Origin of the sequence: Stenotrophomonas sp. PE591, from assembly GCF_018320795.1 — a bacterium.
Classification (GTDB): Bacteria; Pseudomonadota; Gammaproteobacteria; order Xanthomonadales; family Xanthomonadaceae; genus Stenotrophomonas; species Stenotrophomonas maltophilia.
Window position 1 is genome coordinate 46,040 of the sequence record NZ_JAAOKO010000011.1, and the last position, 20,295, is coordinate 66,334.

General features: G+C 65.3%; 17 protein-coding genes. 12 read left to right on the top strand and 5 right to left on the bottom strand.

The genetic code is table 11. The features are described 5' to 3' along the window. Positions 1 to 162 precede the first annotated feature (162 nt). The 5 genes from cyoA to JLDANKMP_RS19815 are packed head-to-tail and all read left to right on the top strand — an operon-like array spanning position 163 to position 4,708. Positions 163 to 1,068, top strand: coding sequence for a ubiquinol oxidase subunit II (cyoA, locus tag JLDANKMP_RS19795; RefSeq protein WP_212561918.1), 906 nt, complete (start codon positions 163 to 165; stop codon positions 1,066 to 1,068). Positions 1,069 to 1,073: 5 nt separating this feature from the next. Continuing rightward, positions 1,074 to 3,050 carry a cytochrome o ubiquinol oxidase subunit I gene (gene cyoB / locus JLDANKMP_RS19800; RefSeq protein WP_212561919.1) on the top strand — a complete coding sequence of 659 codons (1,977 nt, stop codon included), beginning with the start codon at positions 1,074 to 1,076 and terminating at the stop codon, positions 3,048 to 3,050. After that, positions 3,047 to 3,682: a cytochrome o ubiquinol oxidase subunit III gene (cyoC, locus tag JLDANKMP_RS19805; protein ID WP_080281857.1), complete on the top strand. Its 636-nt coding sequence runs from the start codon at positions 3,047 to 3,049 to the stop codon at positions 3,680 to 3,682. The genes cyoB and cyoC overlap by 4 nt, the downstream gene beginning before the upstream one ends. A gap of 1 nt (position 3,683) precedes the next feature. After that, positions 3,684 to 4,016, top strand: coding sequence for a cytochrome o ubiquinol oxidase subunit IV (cyoD, locus tag JLDANKMP_RS19810; RefSeq protein WP_005411473.1), 333 nt, complete (start codon positions 3,684 to 3,686; stop codon positions 4,014 to 4,016). An 11-nt stretch (positions 4,017 to 4,027) separates the two neighbouring features. Beyond that, positions 4,028 to 4,708, top strand: a complete 681-nt coding sequence (locus JLDANKMP_RS19815; protein WP_212561920.1) for an SCO family protein — start codon at positions 4,028 to 4,030, stop codon at positions 4,706 to 4,708. A gap of 163 nt (positions 4,709 to 4,871) precedes the next feature. Here the strand turns inward: JLDANKMP_RS19815 and JLDANKMP_RS19820 are convergent, their stop codons facing one another. Both JLDANKMP_RS19820 and JLDANKMP_RS19825 read right to left on the bottom strand, forming a co-directional pair. Further along, positions 4,872 to 5,450, bottom strand: coding sequence for a DNA breaking-rejoining protein (locus JLDANKMP_RS19820; RefSeq protein WP_212561921.1), 579 nt, complete (start codon positions 5,448 to 5,450; stop codon positions 4,872 to 4,874). Continuing rightward, positions 5,450 to 7,216 (bottom strand): S8 family serine peptidase, encoded by a 1,767-nt coding sequence (locus tag JLDANKMP_RS19825; protein ID WP_088470670.1) that lies wholly within the window; start codon positions 7,214 to 7,216, stop codon positions 5,450 to 5,452. The genes JLDANKMP_RS19820 and JLDANKMP_RS19825 overlap by 1 nt, the downstream gene beginning before the upstream one ends. 249 nt (positions 7,217 to 7,465) lie before the next feature. Here JLDANKMP_RS19825 and JLDANKMP_RS19830 point away from each other — a divergent pair, with 249 nt between their 5' ends. The 3 genes from JLDANKMP_RS19830 (at position 7,466) to JLDANKMP_RS19840 (ending at position 9,728) form a co-directional block, all read left to right on the top strand. Continuing rightward, a complete protein-coding gene (locus JLDANKMP_RS19830) occupies positions 7,466 to 7,876 on the top strand; it encodes a hypothetical protein (RefSeq protein WP_224481904.1) in 411 nt (136 codons plus the stop codon). A gap of 108 nt (positions 7,877 to 7,984) precedes the next feature. After that, positions 7,985 to 8,425 (top strand): DUF2231 domain-containing protein, encoded by a 441-nt coding sequence (locus JLDANKMP_RS19835; RefSeq protein ID WP_005411469.1) that lies wholly within the window; start codon positions 7,985 to 7,987, stop codon positions 8,423 to 8,425. Further along, a complete protein-coding gene (locus JLDANKMP_RS19840) occupies positions 8,418 to 9,728 on the top strand; it encodes a sorbosone dehydrogenase family protein (protein WP_212561922.1) in 1,311 nt (436 codons plus the stop codon). Before JLDANKMP_RS19835 ends, JLDANKMP_RS19840 begins: the two co-directional genes overlap by 8 nt. 147 nt (positions 9,729 to 9,875) lie before the next feature. On the opposite strand, the gene JLDANKMP_RS19845 is transcribed toward JLDANKMP_RS19840, so the two are convergent. Further along, the gene (locus JLDANKMP_RS19845; RefSeq protein WP_005411467.1) at positions 9,876 to 10,526 is read right to left on the bottom strand and encodes an exopolysaccharide biosynthesis protein; all 651 of its coding nucleotides are present in this window, start codon (positions 10,524 to 10,526) and stop codon (positions 9,876 to 9,878) included. Positions 10,527 to 10,675: 149 nt separating this feature from the next. Here JLDANKMP_RS19845 and yidA point away from each other — a divergent pair, with 149 nt between their 5' ends. From yidA to JLDANKMP_RS19860, 3 genes are all read left to right on the top strand, one after another. Continuing rightward, positions 10,676 to 11,509 (top strand): sugar-phosphatase, encoded by an 834-nt coding sequence (gene yidA / locus JLDANKMP_RS19850; RefSeq protein WP_212561923.1) that lies wholly within the window; start codon positions 10,676 to 10,678, stop codon positions 11,507 to 11,509. 431 nt (positions 11,510 to 11,940) lie between these two features. Then, positions 11,941 to 14,259 carry a TonB-dependent receptor gene (locus tag JLDANKMP_RS19855; protein WP_212561924.1) on the top strand — a complete coding sequence of 773 codons (2,319 nt, stop codon included), beginning with the start codon at positions 11,941 to 11,943 and terminating at the stop codon, positions 14,257 to 14,259. Positions 14,260 to 14,380: 121 nt separating this feature from the next. Further along, entirely contained in the window at positions 14,381 to 14,767 is a 387-nt protein-coding gene (locus JLDANKMP_RS19860) for a hypothetical protein (RefSeq protein ID WP_212561925.1), read from the top strand. Positions 14,768 to 14,963: 196 nt separating this feature from the next. Here JLDANKMP_RS19860 and JLDANKMP_RS19865 read toward each other — a convergent pair whose 3' ends face one another. Next, positions 14,964 to 16,463, bottom strand: coding sequence for a YifB family Mg chelatase-like AAA ATPase (locus tag JLDANKMP_RS19865; protein WP_012481486.1), 1,500 nt, complete (start codon positions 16,461 to 16,463; stop codon positions 14,964 to 14,966). A gap of 262 nt (positions 16,464 to 16,725) precedes the next feature. On the opposite strand from JLDANKMP_RS19865, the gene JLDANKMP_RS19870 reads away from it, so the two are divergent. Further along, positions 16,726 to 17,484 carry a carbon-nitrogen hydrolase family protein gene (locus tag JLDANKMP_RS19870; protein ID WP_212561926.1) on the top strand — a complete coding sequence of 253 codons (759 nt, stop codon included), beginning with the start codon at positions 16,726 to 16,728 and terminating at the stop codon, positions 17,482 to 17,484. 99 nt (positions 17,485 to 17,583) lie between these two features. Here JLDANKMP_RS19870 and JLDANKMP_RS19875 read toward each other — a convergent pair whose 3' ends face one another. Next, entirely contained in the window at positions 17,584 to 20,283 is a 2,700-nt protein-coding gene (locus JLDANKMP_RS19875; protein WP_212561927.1) for an XVIPCD domain-containing protein, read from the bottom strand. Positions 20,284 to 20,295 lie beyond the last annotated feature (12 nt).

Here is a 20,295-nt window from a genome sequence, read left to right on the forward strand (position 1 = left end):
ACAGATGCACAAGTCCATACAATGATGTATCTTGTATGGGCTTGATTGGAGTGGTTCGCCTGCTTGTAGGCGACCTCGTACCCACAGTGTAGCCGCTCCACGCCCGGGCGCTGCGCGCAGGCGAGCCGGTCAAGCGCGCTTCTTCAACAGGGTTGACCTCCAATGAATATCTGCTGGAACCGCATCCGCCTGGCGCTGGTCGCCCTGGCCTGCGTCGGCCTGTCGGGCTGTGACTGGGTGCTGCTGGATTCGAAGGGCATGGTCGGGCTCGCCCAGCGCGACCTGATCCTGATCTGCATCGGCCTGATGCTGATCGTGGTGATACCGGCCATCGTGCTGACCTTCGTATTCGCCTGGCGCTACCGCGCTGGTAACACCAAAGCGAAATACACGCCGGACTGGTCGCACTCCACCAAGGTGGAGATCGTGGTCTGGGGCGTGCCGCTGATCATCATCGCGGTGCTGGCGGTGATCGTGTGGAAGTCGACCCACGAGCTGGACCCGTACAAGCCGCTGGACGTGGCCGGTGAGCCGCTGCACGTGGACGTGATCGCCACCGACTGGAAGTGGGTGTTCGTGTACCCGGACCTGGGCATCGCCACGGTCAACCAGCTCAACTTCCCCGCCAACCGCCCGCTGGCGTTCAACATCACCTCCAACTCGACGATGAATACCTTCTTCATCCCGCAGCTGGGTGGGCAGATCTACGCGATGGCTGGCATGCGCACGCAGCTGCACCTGATCGCCAACGAGCCCGGCCAGTTCCGTGGCATGTCCGGCAACTACAGCGGGCATGGCTTCTCGAACATGAAGTTCATCGCCACCGCCAGCAGCAACGAAGACTTCGAGCGCTGGGTGGCCGAGGTGCGCAGCGCGCCCGACGCGCTCAGCTTCACGCAGTTCAAAGCGCTGGCCGCACCGTCGAAGAACGCACCGGTGCAGCACTTCTCCAGTGTTGAACCGCTGCTGTTCAAGAAGGTCATCGACCAGTTCATCGGCGTCGGTGAGAACACCGCTGCTGCTACCCCGGCGGGCGCTGCCGGCGGTGCCCAGGATTCCCAGGAGTAACGAACATGTTGGGTAAATTGACGTGGGAGGCCGTGCCACTGCACGAGCCGATCGTCGTGGTCACATTGGCGGCCATGGTGCTGGGCGGCCTCGCGCTGCTCGGCGCGGTGACGTACTTCAAGCTGTGGGGTCCGCTCTGGCGCGACTGGTTCACCACCGTGGACCACAAGAAGATCGGCATCATGTACGTGGTGGTGGCGCTGGTCATGCTGGTGCGTGGCTTTGCCGATGCGCTGATGATGCGCGCGCAGCTGGCGGCGGCTGGGCCGGGCAGTGACGGCTTCCTGCCACCGGAGCACTACGACCAGATCTTCACCGCGCACGGCGTGATCATGATCTTCTTCGTGGCCACCCCGTTCGTGGTCGGCCTGATGAACATCATCGTGCCGCTGCAGATCGGTGCGCGCGACATGGCGTTCCCGTTCCTCAACGCCTTCAGCTTCTGGATCTTCGTGGTCGGCGCAGCGTTGATGATGATCTCGCTGGGCGTTGGCGAATTCGCCATGACCGGTTGGGTCGCCTATCCGCCGCTGTCGGGCATCGAGTTCAGTCCAGGCGTCGGCGTGGACTACTACATCTGGGCATTGCAGGCGTCCGGTGTCGGCACCTTGCTGACCGGCGTCAACCTGTTCATCACCATCCTGCGCATGCGTGCGCCGGGCATGACCCTGATGAAGATGCCGGTGTTCACCTGGACCGTGCTGGTCACCAGCGTGATCATCATCGCCGCCTTCCCGATCCTGACCGTGGCGCTGGGTGCGCTCACCCTGGACCGCTACCTGGACTTCAACTTCTACACCAACACGTTGGGTGGCAACCCGATGATGTACGTGAACCTGGTGTGGGCCTGGGGCCATCCGGAGGTGTACATCCTGGTGCTGCCGGCGTTCGGCATCTTCTCCGAAGTGACCGCCACCTTCGCGCGCAAGAAGCTGTTCGGCTACAAGTCGATGGTCGGTGCCACGCTGGCGATCGGCATCCTGTCGTTCATCGTCTGGCTGCACCACTTCTTCACCATGGGCTCCGGTGCCAGCGTCAATGCCTTCTTCGGCATCATGACGATGATCATCGCCATCCCCACCGGCGTGAAGATCTTCACCTGGCTGTTCACCATGTACGGTGGCCGCGTCGAATTCAGCGTGCCGATGCTGTGGACCATCGCGTTCCTGGTCACCTTCACCATCGGTGGCATGACCGGCGTGCTGCTGGCCATCCCGGGCGCCGACTTCCTGCTGCACAACAGCCTGTTCCTGGTCGCGCACTTCCACAACACCATCATCGGCGGCGCGCTGTTCGGCTACCTGGCCGGCTTCGCCTACTGGTTCCCGAAGGTGTTCGGCTTCACCCTCAACGAGCGCTTGGGCAAGTGGTCGTTCGCCTGCTGGGTGATCGGCTTCTACCTGGCCTTCATGCCGCTGTACATGTTGGGCTTCATGGGCATGACCCGCCGCATGAACCAGTACGACAACCCGGCGTGGACGCCGTACCTGATCGCCGCCTTCATCGGTGCGCTGTTCGTGTTCGCGGGCATCATCCTGATGCTGGTGCAGATCTACGTGAGCGTGCGCGACCGCAAGCGCAACCTGGACCTGACCGGCGACCCGTGGAACGCACGCACGCTGGAATGGGCCACGCCGTCGCCGCCGCCGTTCTACAACTTCGCCGTGGTGCCCAAGGCCGATGAGCTGGACGCCTTCCACGAAGCGAAGAAGCGTGGCCTGCCGCCGCCGCCGAAGAAGTACGCACCGATCCACATGCCGAAGAACACCGGCGTGCCGCTGATCCTCAACATCTGGATCCTGATGCTGTGCTTCGCCCTGGTCTGGCACATCTGGTGGATGGCCGCGGCCAGCTTCATCGCGATGATCGTGACCCTGATCGTGCGGTCCTACGACCAGGATGTGGACTACTACGTCAGTTCCGAAGAGGTGGCGCGCACCGAAGCGGCCAACCTTGCCAAGCTGAAGGAGGTACGCGCATGAACCTGTTGACCCGCCCCGAGCTGGCCAGCGACACGCAGGCACACGAGGACCACCACGAACACGACCATGGCCACGAACAGGGCGGCATGAAGGTGTTCGGCATGTGGGTCTACCTCATGTCCGACCTGGTGCTGTTCGGTTCGCTGTTCGCCTCGTACGCGGTGCTCAGCACCGCCTACGCCGGCGGCCCCACCGGCAAGGACCTGTTCTCGCTGCCGTTCGTGATGGCCGAGACCTTCCTGCTGCTGGTCTCCAGCATCACCTACGGACAGGCCGTACTGGCGATGCATCGCCACGACACCTCGGCAGTACTGCGCTGGCTGGGCGTGACCTTCGTGCTCGGTGCCTCGTTCATCGGCATGGAGATCTACGAGTTCTCGCACCTGATCCACGAAGGCGCAGGCCCCAGCACCAGTGCCTACCTGTCGGCGTTCTTCGCGCTGGTCGCCACCCACGGCCTGCACGTGGCCAGCGGCCTGATCTGGATGGCGGTGGTCATGCACCAGGTCTACCGCCGTGGCCTGACCCCGACCAACATCACCCGTGTGTCGTGCCTGAGCCTGTTCTGGCACTTCCTGGACCTGGTGTGGATCTGCGTCTTCACCTTCGTCTATCTGATTGGAGCCTTCTGACATGGCCCACGTCGAAACTTCGCGCGCAGGCAATGCGCACGGCTCCACCAAGTCCTACCTGATCGGCTTCGTGCTGTGCGCGCTGCTGACCGTGGTGCCGTTCGCACTGGTGATGAACCCGGTGCTGTCGCGCCCGCTCACGCTGTTTCTGCTGGTCGGCTTCGCGGTGGCGCAGATCCTGGTGCAGCTGGTCTATTTCCTGCACATGGACCGCAAGTCCGAAGGTGGCTGGAACCTGGCCAGCTTCGTGTTCACCCTGGTGATCCTGTTCATCATCGTCGCGTTGTCGGTGTGGATCATCTGGAGCATGCACTACCACATGATGATCAACTGAGCCTGCGAACCGTGAAAGGCATCGCGTTCCCCCAACGTGGCCTGCGGCTGGCCGCAGGCCTGCTGCTCGGCCTGCTGGCCGGCTGCAGTGCGCAGTCGCGCATGGACTTCTACTCCAAGGACATCGCCTGCGAAGAGCTCGGCCAGCAGTGGTCGATGCCCGACAGCCACGGCACCGTGCGCGGTCCGAAGGACCTGCAGGGGCCGGTGACCTATCTGTTCTTCGGTTTCACCAGCTGCCCGGACGTGTGCCCGACCACGATGGTCGAGCTGAGCCAGGTCAAGCACCTGATGGGCAAGGATGCCGACCAGCTGCAGGTGGTCTTCGTCAGTGTCGATCCCGCACGCGACACGCCCGAAGTCGCCCGCACCTATGTGGAAGCCTTCGACCCCAAGGCGATCGCGCTGGTCGGCAACGAAGCACAACTGGCCGCGATGGCCAGCGACTTCAAGGCGTTCTACGAAAAGGAACCCGGCCAGGTACCGGATACCTACACCATGAGCCACATCGCCGGCGGTTACGTGTTCGACCGCCAGGGTCGACTGCGCCTGTTCGCGCCCTATGGCATGCCGGTGGACAAGCTGTTTTCCGACGTGCAGCGCCTGCTGCTCGAGCCCGGCCACCCGGCCGCCGGCAACGACGCACTGGCCAGCTGCAGCCGCAAGCACAGCGACACACTCGCCGCCCGGTAATCCCAGGCCATGCGCGGCTGATGCCGCCTGTTCGTCGCGCCCGCTGCCCCGGTAGGTGTCGACCTTGGTCGACACGTGGGTGCCGACCGTTGGTCGGCACACCCCCACACCAATCCCCCGGCCGGCCAGGAGAGCCAACCGGCCGGGGGCACCACTCAACGCCTTACTTGGTTTCTTCCCACTGCACCACGTCCGGCTCGGTGGCGCGGATACCGGCGGTGGACAGCAGCCTGGTGGTCGCATCCAGTGCCGCGTTCACCGACGGATACTCCACGATGGCCTGGCCCGAAGCCTTCGACACCTTCACCACGGTGCCGCCGGTGGCGGTGGCCGCACGCTGGGCCGAGGCCGCATCGGTGAAGAACACCTTGACCCGCGAGGTCGCCACCACCGGCGCTCCGTCACGGGAGACCGCCGCCGCGAACTTGCCGGCACCGGCATCAGCAGGCGCCGCCGCTGAGCCATCCAGCGAACGCTTGGTACGCGAACTGGTGGTCGCCGCCGCCTGCGGGGTGATCGTGAACTGACCGCCGCTGGCCTGCTTCACGGTGGTCGAGGGGGACAGCTGGAAGCGCGTGCCGCCCACATCGAACGAACGGCCGGTAGCGGAGGCCTTCAGTTCCTGCGCGTCCACGGTCGACAGGGTCCTGGCTGGAGGGGTCTGCCCCGAGCTCTGTGCCCAGGCAGGGGAGGTCATCGCCGCGAAGGCGAGCGTGCTCAACAGAATGGTGGTCTTCATCATCAGTGCCCCAGAACGCGGATCTTGAAGAATTCGAGGTTGCCACGCGATGCAGCGGTCGCGGCCTGCCCCATGTCGGTCACTTCCAGCGTCCAGGTGCCGCTGGCGTTCTCATCCAGGAAGGCATTGCTGGACAGCAGGTCCCAGCTGGTGAAGTTGCTCTGCGCGCCACCCGTGCCCGAACCGATCGCGGTGAACGCCGGTTGCACCACGCTGCGGGTACCGCTGGGCGACACCAGCACGAACTGCAGCTGGCGCGTGTTGCGGTGGTTGACCCGGAAGCCCAGCTGCACGCTTTCGATGTTGCGCGCGCCGTTGGCCAACTGGAAGGTCAGGCGTGCGGCGGCAGCCGAGGTGTTGCCGATGGCCACGGTACGCGTGGTGTTGCGCCAGCCGCTGTCGACCAGCGCACCGAGCGGCTGGAAGTTCTCGGCGACCTGCACCGCGCGTGCAGCGTTGACTACGCCGAAGCCATACCAGTTGCTGTAGGCACGGCCGGCAGCATTCACCGTCCAGCCCGGCACCAGCGTGCGCCCGTCGGCCAGTGTCACCGCCGGCTGGTTCGGGTGGTTGCGGGTGGCGGTGGTGGCCAGGATGTACTTCACATCGCGATAGGACAGGTTCGGATTGGCTTCCAGCACCAGTGCGGCCACGCCCGACACCATCGGTGCCGACGCGGACGTGCCGTTCATCTTGGCGGTGTAGTTGCAGGTGCTGTCGATGGCCGACAGGTTGCTGTCCAGCGTGTTCTGGCGGTTGGTGTTCTTGTTGCTGCCCTGCGCGCACCCGGTCACGTCGGTGGTGACGATGGCCGGGTCGTAGGCGCGTGCCACCAGGCCCGGGGCGTACTGCGCCTGCAGGCCGTACTCGCCGCCAAAGGCCGACACCCACAGCGCCGAGCCGGTGGAGGAATACGACGAGCGCACGCCATCGGCGCGCACCGCGCCTACGGTGATGACGTTGAACAGGTTGTTGCGCGGGTCGCGGCCAGCCGGCACGCAGCCGGTGTTGCGGTTCTTGGTGTCGGTGGTGCAGACATCCTGGGTCTGGCTGATCGAGGCATTGTTGAAGTTGTTGCCGGCCGACTTCACGTAGATGCCGCCACGGCCACCGCGCGTCCCCGACAGGGCCTGCTCATACGAACGAATCGTGTTTTCGCTGTACGCCAACGGCAGGTTCGGATTGCCCGGGCCGGCGCCCCAGCTGTTGTTGAACACCTGCACGTCGGCCGACTCCGCGCCGTCCCACCAGGCGTACTCGATGTTGCTCTGCTGGTTGCCCAGGGCTGAGCGCGAAATCGGGTTGAAGCCCTTCAGCGTCGCCGCCGGGGCCACACCGCGCACGCCCAGGTTGTTGGCGCCCACCGCACCGGCGATGCCACCGACCATGGTGCCGTGGTTGTCGACATCCGGGTTGGTCGGGGTGGGGTTGTTCGAGCCATTGGTGAAGTTCTTGCCGGCCACCGCGGCCACGTTGGCCGCCAGGTCCGGATGCGCGATCTGCAGGCCATCGTCGACGATGGCGATGGTGACGCCCTGGCCGCGGATGCCATTGCGGAACAGGCCATCCACGTTCAGATCGTTGCCGGCTACCGGCAGTGTGTCGGCCGGGACCGTCTGACCGGTGTTGAGCAGGTGCCACTGGATACCCGCCAACGGATCGGCCTGTTGGGCCTGAGCGGTGGCGGCCAGGCTGCCCAGCACCAGGGCAGTGGCGAGGGCCAGGCGCGCAGAGCGCGGTGGCGCGGAGCGTTGCGTGTGTCGCTTCATACACGAATCCTTCTGTTGTGAATCGGCATGGCAGGACGGCGGGGCGGAACTGCCCCATCGCAACGAGCCAAACGCGACACAACGAACAACCCCCTACCTCTTCACACAAACAATCTGCGAATGTGCCAATTGCGTCACAAACGCTTAGTACGTCAGGTTATGACAGGGCATTCGAATGCCTTCACGCCATCTTCGCGCGTCTGCTTCGAGGGCCGGAAACGTGGTAATCACATGCAGATGAAGACACGCATGAAGAATGGACGCCAGCGTGCACGTGCGCGCGCAGACCAGACCCCGCTCTCGGTTGCCGCCATCCGCAAGGTGGTGCTGTCCGTGCATACGCGCAGCCACGACTATGGCGACGATGCCGATATCGCCGAGTTGCTGCCCGAGCTGGCCGCATTCGGCATCACCACGGTGAAACCGCTGCGGCTGTTGATGAAGAGGCACCGACGCGCGCTGCTGCAGGAGGAACGGATCGTCATGCGCCGCGCAGAGACGCTGCACCTGCGCACCGAGTGGCGGCTCGGTGGCATAGACGTGCATGCCAACACCAGCCGCTACGCCATCGGCGGCCTGGTCCGCACCAGCATGGAACACGAATTCGGCTTCGAGACGATGCTGCCCTTCCACGAGGTGCGCGAGGACGAATCCGCGTAGCGGGGTGCCTGCGCGGTGGGTGTGGCAGCCCCGCCGGGTATCATCGCGCGCCCTCACATCGCGCTGTGTTACTACAGCCCGTGCACCCTTCCGCATCGGAGCACGATGATGGTCAACCCTCTGGCCCAGGCCCATCGCGGCCTCGGCACCACGCTGTTCAGCCTGTTGAACCCGATACCCTTCGGCTTCTTCGTCGGTGCACTGATCTTCGACGCGATCTACCTCAACAGCGCCGAGGTGATGTGGGGCAAGGCCGCCGCCTGGCTGATCACCTTCGGCCTGCTGATCGCCATCCTTCCGCGCCTGATCAACCTGTTCGCGGTCTGGCGCCGCAACGGCACGGCTACCCGTATCGACCGCATCGACTTCTTCCTCAACCTGGTCGCGGTGGTGCTGGCCATCTGGAACGCCTTCGTGCACAGCCGCGATGCGTATGCCGTTGCAGTGCCAGGCACGATCCTGTCGGCGCTGACCGTGGCCCTGATCGCCCTGGGCCTGATCCTGCTGTCACTGCAGCCGCCGGTGCTGCAGGGAGGTCGTCATGGCTAAGCACATCCTGCCCACCGTCGCCGCCTTGGCATTGGCCGCCGCCCTGTCGGCCTGCGCCGGCAAGGCCGAGTACCATCCGGCCGACCAGTCGGGCCCGCAGCCGCCGCTGCCCAAGCCGGCCAACTTCCTGATGCCGCCGATGCAGGTACCCAAGGGCGTTGGCTGGGCTGATGGACAGACCCCCACGGTGGCCGAAGGCCTGAAGATCGAGCGCATCGCCGCCAACCTGCAGCATCCGCGGCGGCTGCTGACCCTGCCCAACGGCGATGTACTGGTGGTGGAAGGCAACGGCCCCGGCGAAGAACCGGTCACCACGCCCAAGCAGTGGATCGCCGGCAAGGTGAAGGCGCGCTCGGGCAAGGCCGGCAAGGGCGGCAACCGGGTCACCCTGCTGCGCCGCACGCCGGGAACGAACACCTGGACCCAGCATGTCTACATCGAAGGCCTGCATTCGCCGTTCGGCATCCAGCTGATCGGCGACACGCTGTACGTGGCCAACACCGGCAACATCGTGCAGTACCACTACGTGCCTGGTGAAACCCGCATGTCCGACAAGGGCCGCGAGTTCACCGACCTGCCCAGCACCATCAACCACCACTGGACCAAGGAACTGCTGGCCAGCCGCGATGGCCGCAAGCTGTACGTTGGCGTGGGCTCCAACAGCAACATCACCGAAAATGGTCTGGCCGTCGAGTACCGCCGCGCAGTGGTGCTGGAAGTGGACGTAGCCACCCGTGGCAGCCGTATCTTTGCGTCGGGCATCCGCAACCCGACCGGCCTGGACTGGGAGCCGAGCACTGGCACGTTGTGGGCGGTGGCGAACGAACGCGACGAGATCGGTGCCGACCTGGTGCCGGATTACCTCACCTCGGTGAAGGAGGATGGCTTCTACGGCTGGCCCTACAGCTACTACGGCCAGCACGTGGACGAGCGCGTGCAGCCGCAGCGGCCGGACCTGGTGGCCAAGGCGATCACACCGGACTACGCCATCGGCTCGCACGTGGCACCGCTGGGCCTGTTGTTCTACACCGGCCAGGCATTGCCGGCGCAGTACCACGGCGGCGCCTTCATCGGCGAACACGGCAGCTGGGACCGCTCGCCGCTGAGTGGTTACGAAGTGGTCTACGTACCGTTCAAGGACGGCAAGCCGATCGGGCGGCCGCAGACCGTAGTCAGCGGCTTCGCCTCGAAGGACGAGAAGACCCTGATGGGTGCACCGGTGGGCATGGCGATGGACGCCGAAGGCGCGCTGCTGGTGGCTGATGACGTGGGCGACGTGGTGTGGCGGGTGTCAGTCAAGTAGCTGTGTAGCGTCGAGCCATGGCCGGAGAACATCCGGTAGAGTCGACTGTCAGTCGACTCGAGCGCGCAGCGCGTGCTTCCCCGGTAAGCAGCGAAGGGCAGTCGACACTACACTGTCGACTCCGCCCTGCCGGTTCTGCCACCGGGTTCAGCGTGCCCGGAACCCGCTGAACACCGACTCGGCAGCAAACCCCACGCCACCCAGCAGCACGCCGAAATACACCACCGTGGCCACCACGAAACCATAACCGGCGGCCACCGCCGCACCATCGCGCTGGATGAAGCCAATCGCAAACGACATCAGCGCCAGTGCCGGCAGCGTGTTGCTGAAGGGAATCGGTCCGGCCGGCGCCATCAGCAGCAGGGTCGCGAACACCAGCATCAGGTTGTTCAGGCGCATCATCTTCTTCGAGCGCACCATCACCGCCAGCCGCATCGGCCGCGACAGCCGCTCCATGCGGTGCACCCACTTCAGCGCACGGCCGAGGTTGGCCTTCAGCTTGTCGGTGGCGATCTCGCGGCGCGCCAGCTTCTGCGGTACCCACAGCGGGCGGTTGCGCACCCGGCTCAGGCCGATCAGCAGGATCGAGGCACCAAACACTGTACTCAGCCCGGGAATCGACACCGGGATGATGAAGATGGCCGAGAGCAGGATCACGATCAGCAACAGGCCTTCATCGCCCAGCGCACTGAGCAGGGTGCCGACACGCACCTGGTCGCCGGGCAGCTCGTCGATCATCTGCTCGATCTGCTGGGCCAGGGGGGCGCTGTCGTCGGTTTCGGGGGCACGGTAGGTCATGCGTCGCAAGCTTCTCCAGGGAAGGGCGGTCAGCGGGCCGTCCTGCGGTGGGGAACGCACAGGCTCCTGCAGTATCCCGGCCAACGTGGGCAAAGAGGTGAACCGGGCATGAGGGGGTAAACTGGCGTGCCCCGCACGAGTTGAACGCAATGGACATGGGCCGCAGGCAATCGACCATCGAACTGGTCGCCATCGACATGGATGGCACCCTGCTGGACCCGTCGCACCAGCTCACCCCACGCGCCAGGAAGGCCATCGCGCAGGCGCGGGCGCTGGGCGTGCACATCGTGCTGACCAGTGGCCGCCCGGTTCCGGGCCTGGCGCCGTACCTGCACGAGCTCGGCATCACCGGCAACGACGACTACTGCATCGCCTGCAATGGCGGGCTGGTGCAGCGCGTCGGCACGCGCGAAACCGTGGTCGAGTATCCGCTCAGCTTCGACGATTTCCTGTTCTGCGAGCAGGTAGCCCGCGAAGTGGGCGTGCACTTCCAGGCGCTGGACAGCCAGCGCATGTACACGCCCAACCAGGACATCAGCTACTACACCGTGGCCGACTCGCATCTTTCGCGGATGCCGCTGTCCTATCGCCGCGTGGAAGACATGGACCCGTCGATGTCCTTCATCAAGCTGATGATGATCGACGAGCCCGAGGTACTGGATGCCGCCATCGCGCGCCTGCCCAGCGAACTGACCGAGCGCTTCGCGGTATTGAAGAGCGCGCCGTACTTCCTGGAAGTGTTCGACCACCGCGCAGGCAAGGGCCCGAGCCTGCAGAAGCTGGCCGAGCACCTGGGCATCGACCGCGCCAACGTGATGGCCATCGGCGACCAGGAAAACGACCTGACCATGCTGCAGTACGCCGGTACCAGCGTGGCGATGGGCAATGCCATTGATGCAGTGAAGGCGGTTGCCCGGTTTGAAACCACCAGCAATGCCGATGAGGGCGTGGCGCGCGCCATTGAGCGTTTCGTCCTGCGGTAACCGAGCGTCCCTATGCCCTGGTAGGTGCCAACCTCGGTTGGCACACTCCGCCCGGTAGGTGCCAACCTTGGTTGGCACACTTTGCCCGGTAGGTGCCAACCTTGGTTGGCACACAAAAACGGCAAGCGCCGACCAAGCTCGGCCCCCACCACGCCGAAGCTATACCCACGTATAACCCACCCATCCCTATCGCCATCGGCGCTGTACCACCGCGCAATGGCGAATGCGGCAGACCGATGCAAGAATTTCGCACGTCGAAATCACGCCATCGAATTCTGAGGCAGATGATCGTCTTCCTCTGCAACTGACCGGCGCGCACTGCGCCGTCACTCCCTCAACGCAATCGCATCGCCAGCCAGGGCGCCGACACCGGTGCTGCAACGCGCTGGGCGTGCGCCTGCGCCGCTCTCTCCTGCACCCTGGATCTGCCCATGAACACCCCACCCACGACGCGCCTCGCCCTGGCCATCATCGCGGCCATCACCGCACCTGCGTACGCCGCAGACACGCACGACGCCGCGCTCGACACGCCCACCACGCTCAACGCCCTGCAGGTGATCGCCACACCGCGCGGCGCGGCCGTTGCACCGACCCAGGTGGTCGGCCCCAACCGTTACATCATCAAGGCAGACGACCTCGACGCGATGGTCACCGGCAACAACGGCCTGGCGATGCTGAAGCAGGTGCCCGGTGCCAGCTACACCGCTACCGACGGGCTGGGCCTGGATATCTCGGCGACCAGCCTGTTCGTGCGCGGCTTCCGCATGAACGAAATGGGCATCACCTTCGAAGGCGTGCCGCTGAACGACAACGGCTTCCTCTCGCTCACCGGCACCAGCGTGGTGAACGTGGGCGTGCCCGATGGCATCGGCGCGATCACGGTCAGCCCCGGTGGCGCACCGGTCAGCGTGTTCTCCAGCAGCGTCAACGGCGGCAGCCTGGAATACCGCCTGCGCGAGCTGCAGGACACGCCCAGCCTGCGCGTGAAGCAGGGCGTGGGCAGCAACAGCACGCTGGTCACCACCGTATCCGGGCAGAGCGGCCAGCTCGGCGAGCATGGCCCGAAAGTGCTGGTCGACCTGCAGCGTGTGTCCGCCGACAAGTACCAGGGCGAGGGCACGCAGAACTTCCTGCGCGGCGACCTGAAGCTCCAGCAGGACGTCGCCTGGGGCGATTTCACCGTGTTCCTGTCAGACAGCGAGGCCAAGGTCTGGGGCTACAACAACATCTCCTTCGACATGATCCGCAAGCTGGGCTGGAAGGCCGACATCTTCTACCCGGACTACGCTTGGGCGTATTACGTGGCCTCGCCGGAGAATGCGGACAAGTCCTGCGGCGCCTACACCTGCGGTGAGCTGTCCGAACTGATTCCGTACGACACCGGTCAGATCACCCGTGACCGGGTGTCTTCGATCAGCCATCGCTTCCAGATCAGTCCGGCGCTGAGCGGCAACGTGCAGTTGTACAACGCCAACAGCCACACCCAGGCCACGCTGACCGACCCGACCGTACCGTCGCCCAACGGCGCGCCGTTCTCCGAACAGGTGCAGACACCGCGCCTCAACCGGCTGGGCGGCATGCTCAACCTGCAGTTCGAGGCGGGCGCGCACACCTTCACCGCCGGCTTCTGGCAGGAGAAGAGCAAGGCCGCAGCCAAGACCGAGTGGTACCAGCAGCCGCTGCTGGGCGAGGGCCTACCACTGAAGGCCACCGGTCCGTTCGATGTGTATGGCCCCGCGTTCAAGACCGACAACGCGTCGAGCTGGGTCACCCGCTCGCGCCAGTTCTACCTGCAGGACGACATCGTGCTGAACGACACACTGAAGCTGGGCGTTGGCTTCAAGGCCGTGGACTTCCGCACCAGCGGTGGCGGCCTCGGTGACGCCAAGGATCGTCCGGTGAACGGCACGCTGCGCGCGAAGAGCAACTTCCTGCCGCATGTCTCGTTGTTCTGGAGCCCGACCGAATCCACCGATGCCTTCATCGACCTGGCCAACACCATGAACGGCTATCGCGTTGCCCAGCGCGGCAACATCGGCTACACCGCCTCGGCATGGACCATCACCGACCAGGAAGAGTTCGACCGCGTGGCGGGCACGCTCCGCCCGGAGAAGAACTGGAACCTCACCGTGGGCGCGTCGCATCGCTTCGATCGGCTGACGATCACCGGCGATGTGTTCTACAACGACATCCGCAACCGACTGCTGTCGGCGGCCATCGGCACTCAGTTCGCACAGATCAACACCGTGCGGTTGATGCCGAAGATGCACGTGATCGGTGCCGACCTCGGCATCACCGCCGACCTGACCGACCACCTGCAGTTCTACCAGGGCGTGGCTGTGGCCCGTTCCTACTACGACAGTGACTTCGTGGTGGGCGACACGGTGTACCCGATCAAGGGCAACGCCCAGCCGGGTTACCCGCAGATCTCGCTGGTCAGCGACCTGTCGGCGCATTTCGGCGATTGGCGTTTTGGTGCCACCAGCACCTCCTACCTGCGCCAGCCCTTCACCTACGAGAACGACATCCGCGTGCCGACGTTCTGGCAGGTCAATACCTATGCCGCCTACCGCTTCGGTACGGACAGCGCGGTGCCCGGCCTGGAGCTGCGGCTGGACGTGAGCAACCTGTTCAACCGCCACAACATCGGCACCGCCACCATCGCCGGCTCGTCGTTCTCGGGGGATTACCAGACCCTGCAGCGCAGCGCGCCACGGCAGCTGATGTTCAGTACCTCGATGACGTTCTGAGGCAACGAAGGCCGGGGTCAGAGCCCTTTGCACGGCAAAGGGCTCTGACCCCAAAACCCGCCCGGAAGCCCGCCTTGCGCAAACAACAGGGATTTTCTGGCAACGACGCAAGGTTCCCACAATGTTGCTGGGTCATCCTGTTGGCATGGCACAGCACAACCCGCGAACCCTGCTGTTCGGCATCCGGGGCCCAGGACGGCCCCGGCAGGCGCTGTCCGTGGCGCCTGTGATCGACCTGCAGGCCGAGTACCAGTTCTGGCACGTCTACGAGCGCGTGGTCCGTCCGTTGCCCGGTGGGGGGCTGCGGCTGGCCTGGCTGGTGTGCCAGAAGGTGTACCGGGACCGGTGGCAGCACCCGGAGGACAGCGACGAGGCGGCGTTGTCGCGGGTGCTGTTTGGCGGGAACATGACGGCTGACCGGGCGTCGGAGCTGGCGGAGCTCCATGCGCTGGTCAGCCGTCGGGTGGCGCTGCTGGCGAAGCGTGGGCGGGTGGATTCCGCTGCGTGATGCGCGGGGGCGGCATTAGCGCCGCCAGGCGGCCATGACCCGCTCCGGCACCATCGCACCATCCGTCGCCATGACCCGCTCCTGGTAGAGTCGACTGTTAGTCGACTGCTCTTCGCGTCGGCCCACCAGGAGACCGCGCTTCGCGCGCGAGTCGACTAACAGTCGACTCTACCAACGACCACTCGGGACGGTGCTTCTAGGGCTTTCCCCGGTCCAGCTGCCGGTAGCCAATGGCCTCAGCCAGATGCGCTGTCTGGATCACCTCGCAACCCGCCAGATCAGCAATCGTGCGCGCCACCCGCAGAATCCGGTGCATCGCACGTGCCGAAAGCTGCAGACGCTCGATGGCCTGCTCCAACAGATCCTGATCGGCCTCGCTCAGCTTCGTGCACGCCCGCAGCGCCGCTGGCGGCAGATGCGCATTGAGCGCGCCACGCGCCTGCTGCCGGGCGTGGGCGGCTTCCACCCGTGCGCGTACCGCAGCACTGGGCTCACCCAGCGGCGTGCTCTCCCGCAGCTCCACCGCGTCCATCCGCGTCACGCCGATATGCAGATCGATGCGGTCCAGCAACGGGCCAGACACCCGCGCGCGGTAGCGATTGATCCGTTCGTCGCTGCACAGGCAGCGGTTGCTGCGGTCACCGGCCCAGCCGCACGGGCAGGGATTCATCGCGGCCACCAGTTGGAACCGCGCGGGGTACTGCACGCTGCGTGCCGCGCGGGCGATGCGGATGTGGCCGGACTCCAGTGGCTCGCGCAGGGTCTCCAGCGCGCTGCGGTTCCACTCTGGAAGCTCATCAAGGAAGAGGACTCCATGGTGGGCCAGTGATATCTCACCGGGGCAGGGCGGGTTGCCCCCACCTACCAGCGCCGCCGCACTGGCACTGTGATGCGGTGCCCGAAAGGGCCGCTGCCGCCACCGTCGCGGGTCCAGTCCTTCGCCACTCACCGATGCAATCGCGGCCAGCTGCAGCGCCTCAGTCTCTTCGGTATCCGGCAACAGGCTGGGCAGGCGCGAAGCCAGCAGTGTCTTGCCGCAGCCAGGACTGCCGATCAACAACAGATGGTGCCCACCGGCGGCAGCCACTTCCAATGCGCGTCGTGCATGCGCCTGCCCGCGCACGTCGGCCAGATCGGGTAGTGGCAACGGTGTCGTGTCCACGCGTTCCACGGGCGGCAACAGGCGCGGATTGCCCAACCCGGCGCAGCACTCCAGCAGCGTACGCGCTACACGCACATCGGCGTGCTCGGCCAAAGCTGCCTCTGCGGCATTCCCTGGCGGTACCACCAGAATGCGCCCGGCTTCGGCCGCCGCAATCGCGGCCGGCAGTGCACCGGCCACCGGCCGCAGCTCGCCGGTCAGCCCCAGCTCGCCCAGAAACTCGTATTGAAGCAGCGACTGTGGATCGACCTGGCCGCTGGCCGCAAGAATGCCCAAGGCAATCGCCAGGTCGTAGCGCCCACCTTCCTTGGGCAGGTCGGCGGGCGCCAGATTCAACGTGATGCGCCGCTGTGGAAAGTCGAAGCGTGCGCAGAGCAGGGCGGCACGCACGCGCTCGCGGGATTCGCGCACGCTGGTTTCGGCCAGGCCCACGATCTGGGTGACAGGCAGGCCGCCAGAGAGATGCACTTCCACCCGCACCAGCGGGGCATCGACCCCGGCGCGGGCACGGCTGTGGACCAGCGCCAGGCTCATGTGTGGTTTCCTGCGGATGGATGTTTGATGGTGCGGCAGGCATTCGGCACGGCGCCATCGGGCATTGCGGGTGAAACGGCTAGGGGGATTCCGGTCAAGGGCGATCCTTCGCTCTGAATAGTCATCGCTGCGCATCAGGAGTCGCCTCGCTGAAGCGTCAAAATCGCGCCTCGATCCCCGATGGATGCACTCAACCGGCGGTTGCATAATCAGCGTACGAGGCGGTTCTTGCTTCAGCCTGCGTCTGAGTAGAGAGGATGGAATGAAGATTGTTGCAGCACAGATGCGATCAGCTCCTGGCGACATCGATGGCAATATCGAACGGCACGTGCACTTCATTGAACGGGCCGTCTCGTGTGGCGGTGCGGCGGTCTTCTTTCCGGAGATGTCGCTGACCGGCTATGAGCCACGGTTGGCCGAACAGCTGGCAATGACCCCAGATGACGCGCATCTGGAGGTATTCCAGTCTCTGAGCGATCGGCACCAGATTCTGGTCGCAGTCGGCGGGCCGTATCGCGGCAACGATGGGCCGGAGATCGGCATGTTCGTCTTCCGCAGCGGTCAGGCACCGGCTGTCTACACCAAGCAGATGCTGCATGCCGACGAACTGCCTTATTTCAAGGCAGGAACCACGTCCCTGTCAGTAACCCTTGGAGAGGAAATTCTTGTCCCCGCCATCTGCTTCGAGTCGCTACAGATGGAAAGTGCATTGCGGGCCAAGGACGCGGGAGCGACGGTCTACGTTGCCAGTGTTGCAAAGAACATGATCGGTATGGAGCGGGCTCACCGCCACTACGCAACAGTCGCGCGGGAGCTTGGGATGAACGTGTTGGTATGCAACGGCGTGGGCCATGCCGATGGATTCGAGATGACGGGAGGGTCTGCAGCCTGGGACAACAGTGGTGCACTCAGATGCAGCGCCGGAACTGGAGACGAGGCATTGGTGGTGTATGACCTCGCAGATCAGAGCGGTAGTGCCGTGACACTCCCAGCAATGGGCACGCTCGGGAGTGCGGGCTAACGCCCGGAAGGCTTGAGATGTTCGGAGGGAGCATTCGCCTGATTCCGGCCAGGCAGGAACCCTGGCGTTCTCATGAAGAACCCAAGCGTCACGTTGCCATCAACCCAACCGCGGCCCCTGCCGGCTCTCTTCCTGCTGCCGTTCCTGCGCTTGCGCCAGCTGCTGCGACTGCTCCCGGTCCTGAGCGCCGAGGCTCCGGTTGGCCGCTGCATACTGCTGCTCCGGTGCGACCGCCAGGGCCTCCTGTGTTGGCATCTGCACCCGGTTGGCGGCGGGGTCCGATGACGCGCCCGGTCCTGAGCGCGTCACGAACAGCGTGGAGCCCGCAGCATGGGCTTCGGTGGCTTCGCTCAGTGCCATGTCTACTTTGTCGCTGGGCTTGAACCCGGCGTCTGCCGCAAGCCGGTAGGCGCTGGCCAGCAGGCGGTCGCTGTTCTGGTCCCACGGCTTGTTGTTCTTCTCATCCAGCATGGCTACCGACGAGCGCAGCTGCTCCAGCAACCCACTGCCATCTGGGCGCAGGGCCGTGCCGTGGCGCCGGTCTACGTCAGCGTCGTGCTGCGTGGCAGGCCTGGAAGTGTGTGGCGGCGATGCACTCGGTGCGGGCTCAGGTGAAGTTGGCGCGCGCGGCAGGGCATCCGCGGGCTGCTGCTCCGCAGTCGAGCGCTGCACGTGTGCCTGGGCAATCTCCTGTGGCGTGGTGACGCAGACGATCTGCATGCGCTCGTCATCTTTCCCGGCCAGTGTGGCCAGCGAGCCATCCTTCTGTACCTGCAGCATGAACGTACCGAAGTCGGGCACGGCGCGAGCGTGATCCTGGGCAACGGCGGCTACGGCGTCATCAATCTCTTCGGCACTGCGCACAATGCCGGCACTACGGTAGGCGTCCACCACCTGACTGCGCAGGCCGTATTCGGTTGGCGTGGGGTTGGCCCGGGCGATGTCGGCCATGGACGTCAGCTCCTGTACGCCGGCCTGCTGGCTCTGGCGCGTACGATTGAGCTCCTCGACGATGCTGCCCTCGGCCGGGTTGGTGCCATACACCCAACCCGGCGTTTGCCACTGCCCGTTGGCATCCTGCGTGTACTTCTCGCCGTTGGAAGCGCGCAGGGGCTGCGTCTGGGTCAGCGCGTTGGTGATCACCTCCGGTACCGGCTCAATGGTGGCGAACTCGTGCCAGTTGTACTGGTTGAACGCCACCTGGTAACGGGCGGCAAGCGCCTCCGGCGTGTTCAAGGCGTTCTGGGCAATGATGCGCTGCGATTCCCGTTCCAGTTGGCCCGATTTTTCCGGGCCGACAGGCACGCTGTAGTCAAAAGGGACGCGTCCATCAATCATCGCGTGGATGGAGAGGTTCCATTCGCCGTTGTGCGGATTGCGCACGTAGTGGCGGTTGGTTTCAAACGGCTCGCGCGGCGGCGCGCTCTCGCCGCCTGCATCAAGCTTGAAGGGGTTCTGCGGCTTGGGCAGGTTGGCCATGCCCAGTGAATATGAGTCGTTGGCGGCCTTGTAGTTCAGCTCATCCAGCAGCCGGCCACCGGCGACCATGGTGGTCTCGCGGTAGCTTCCGTCGGGTTGCGGCGTGCGCACGCTGCGGCTCCAAGTGGCCTTGGCATCTTCCGGATCGCGGCTCCATTCGTTGCCGCTGCGGTCCACCTGGGTGTAAACCGCTTTCTTGTCCTGGTACTGCGCCCAGTACTCACCGCCGAAGCCACCGGCCACGCCGCCCAGCAGCCCGGTAGCCAGCGCACCTGGCCCAGTCCACGATCCGGTGAACAATCCGTACCCCGCGCCCAGCAGGAAGCCGCCACCGAAGCCGCCTGCAGTGCGCCCCACGAAGTGGGTGGCCGCAGATTTTGCGCCGGCGTTGTTGCCTTCGCTGTGCAACTCGGCCACGCGGTGGCCGGTGATGGCGAAGTCCACCGCCAGTGCGGCAACACCCGCAGCCCCGAGTACGCGTGCGCCGGTAATCTGTCCCCGCGCGGTGGCAGCTTCGGCGGCGCCTTCCGCAGCGCCAGCGCGCCCAGCAGAGCCGGCCAGTTCCGGAGCGGTGGTTGCCGGGCCAGGGCGCACGATGGTCAGTGGCATCTCCGGGTTGAACGCCGTACGCACGCGGGCCGCGGTGTGCTCGCTCAGCGGCAGGCGGCCGCCCTGGTTGGCCTCCTGGATTGCGGTGCCCAACGATGCGCGGCCCCCCCAGCGCTCGCTCAGGGTGGAGTTGCCGGATTGGTCGATGGCATCCAGCGCCGCCGTCACGTTGGCTTCGGAGTGGATGACGCCGCGCCAGCGCAACTCGGACGGGTTGAGGGTCTTCAGTTCCGCAATCTGCGCGGCGTGGGTGCGCTGGTAGCCGTCCAGATCGGCGAAGAAGGTGCGGATCCTGGCGTTGGCTTCGGCCGGGGTCATGTTCTCCGGCGTGTTGGTGACCAGGTCGCCGTTGAGGATGCCGGCGCGAAGCGTGAACTCCAGGTTCTGGATGCGGGCAGCCATACGCTCGGCGGCGGCAGCGCGCACATCCGGCGCAGAATCCTTCGCCAACAGCGCTCGGCCATCGTAGGTTTCTGCGAGGTCGTCGAGAACGAACTTCAGTTGATCCGAGTACGCACTCAACGGGCCGCCCGAGTGCGGCGATATACCCAACCGGGTTGCCAGCGCGGGGTTCGCGGGCAGGTTGAGGATGTTGTCGGAACCGTGGAGCGTGAAATGACCACTCCTGGCAAGCGACTTCAGCAGCTGGCTTTGTTCGAACGCATTCTGTTCGATCAGATGGTGTCCCTGGAAAACCGGTGTGTCGGCCATGCGCACCACCTC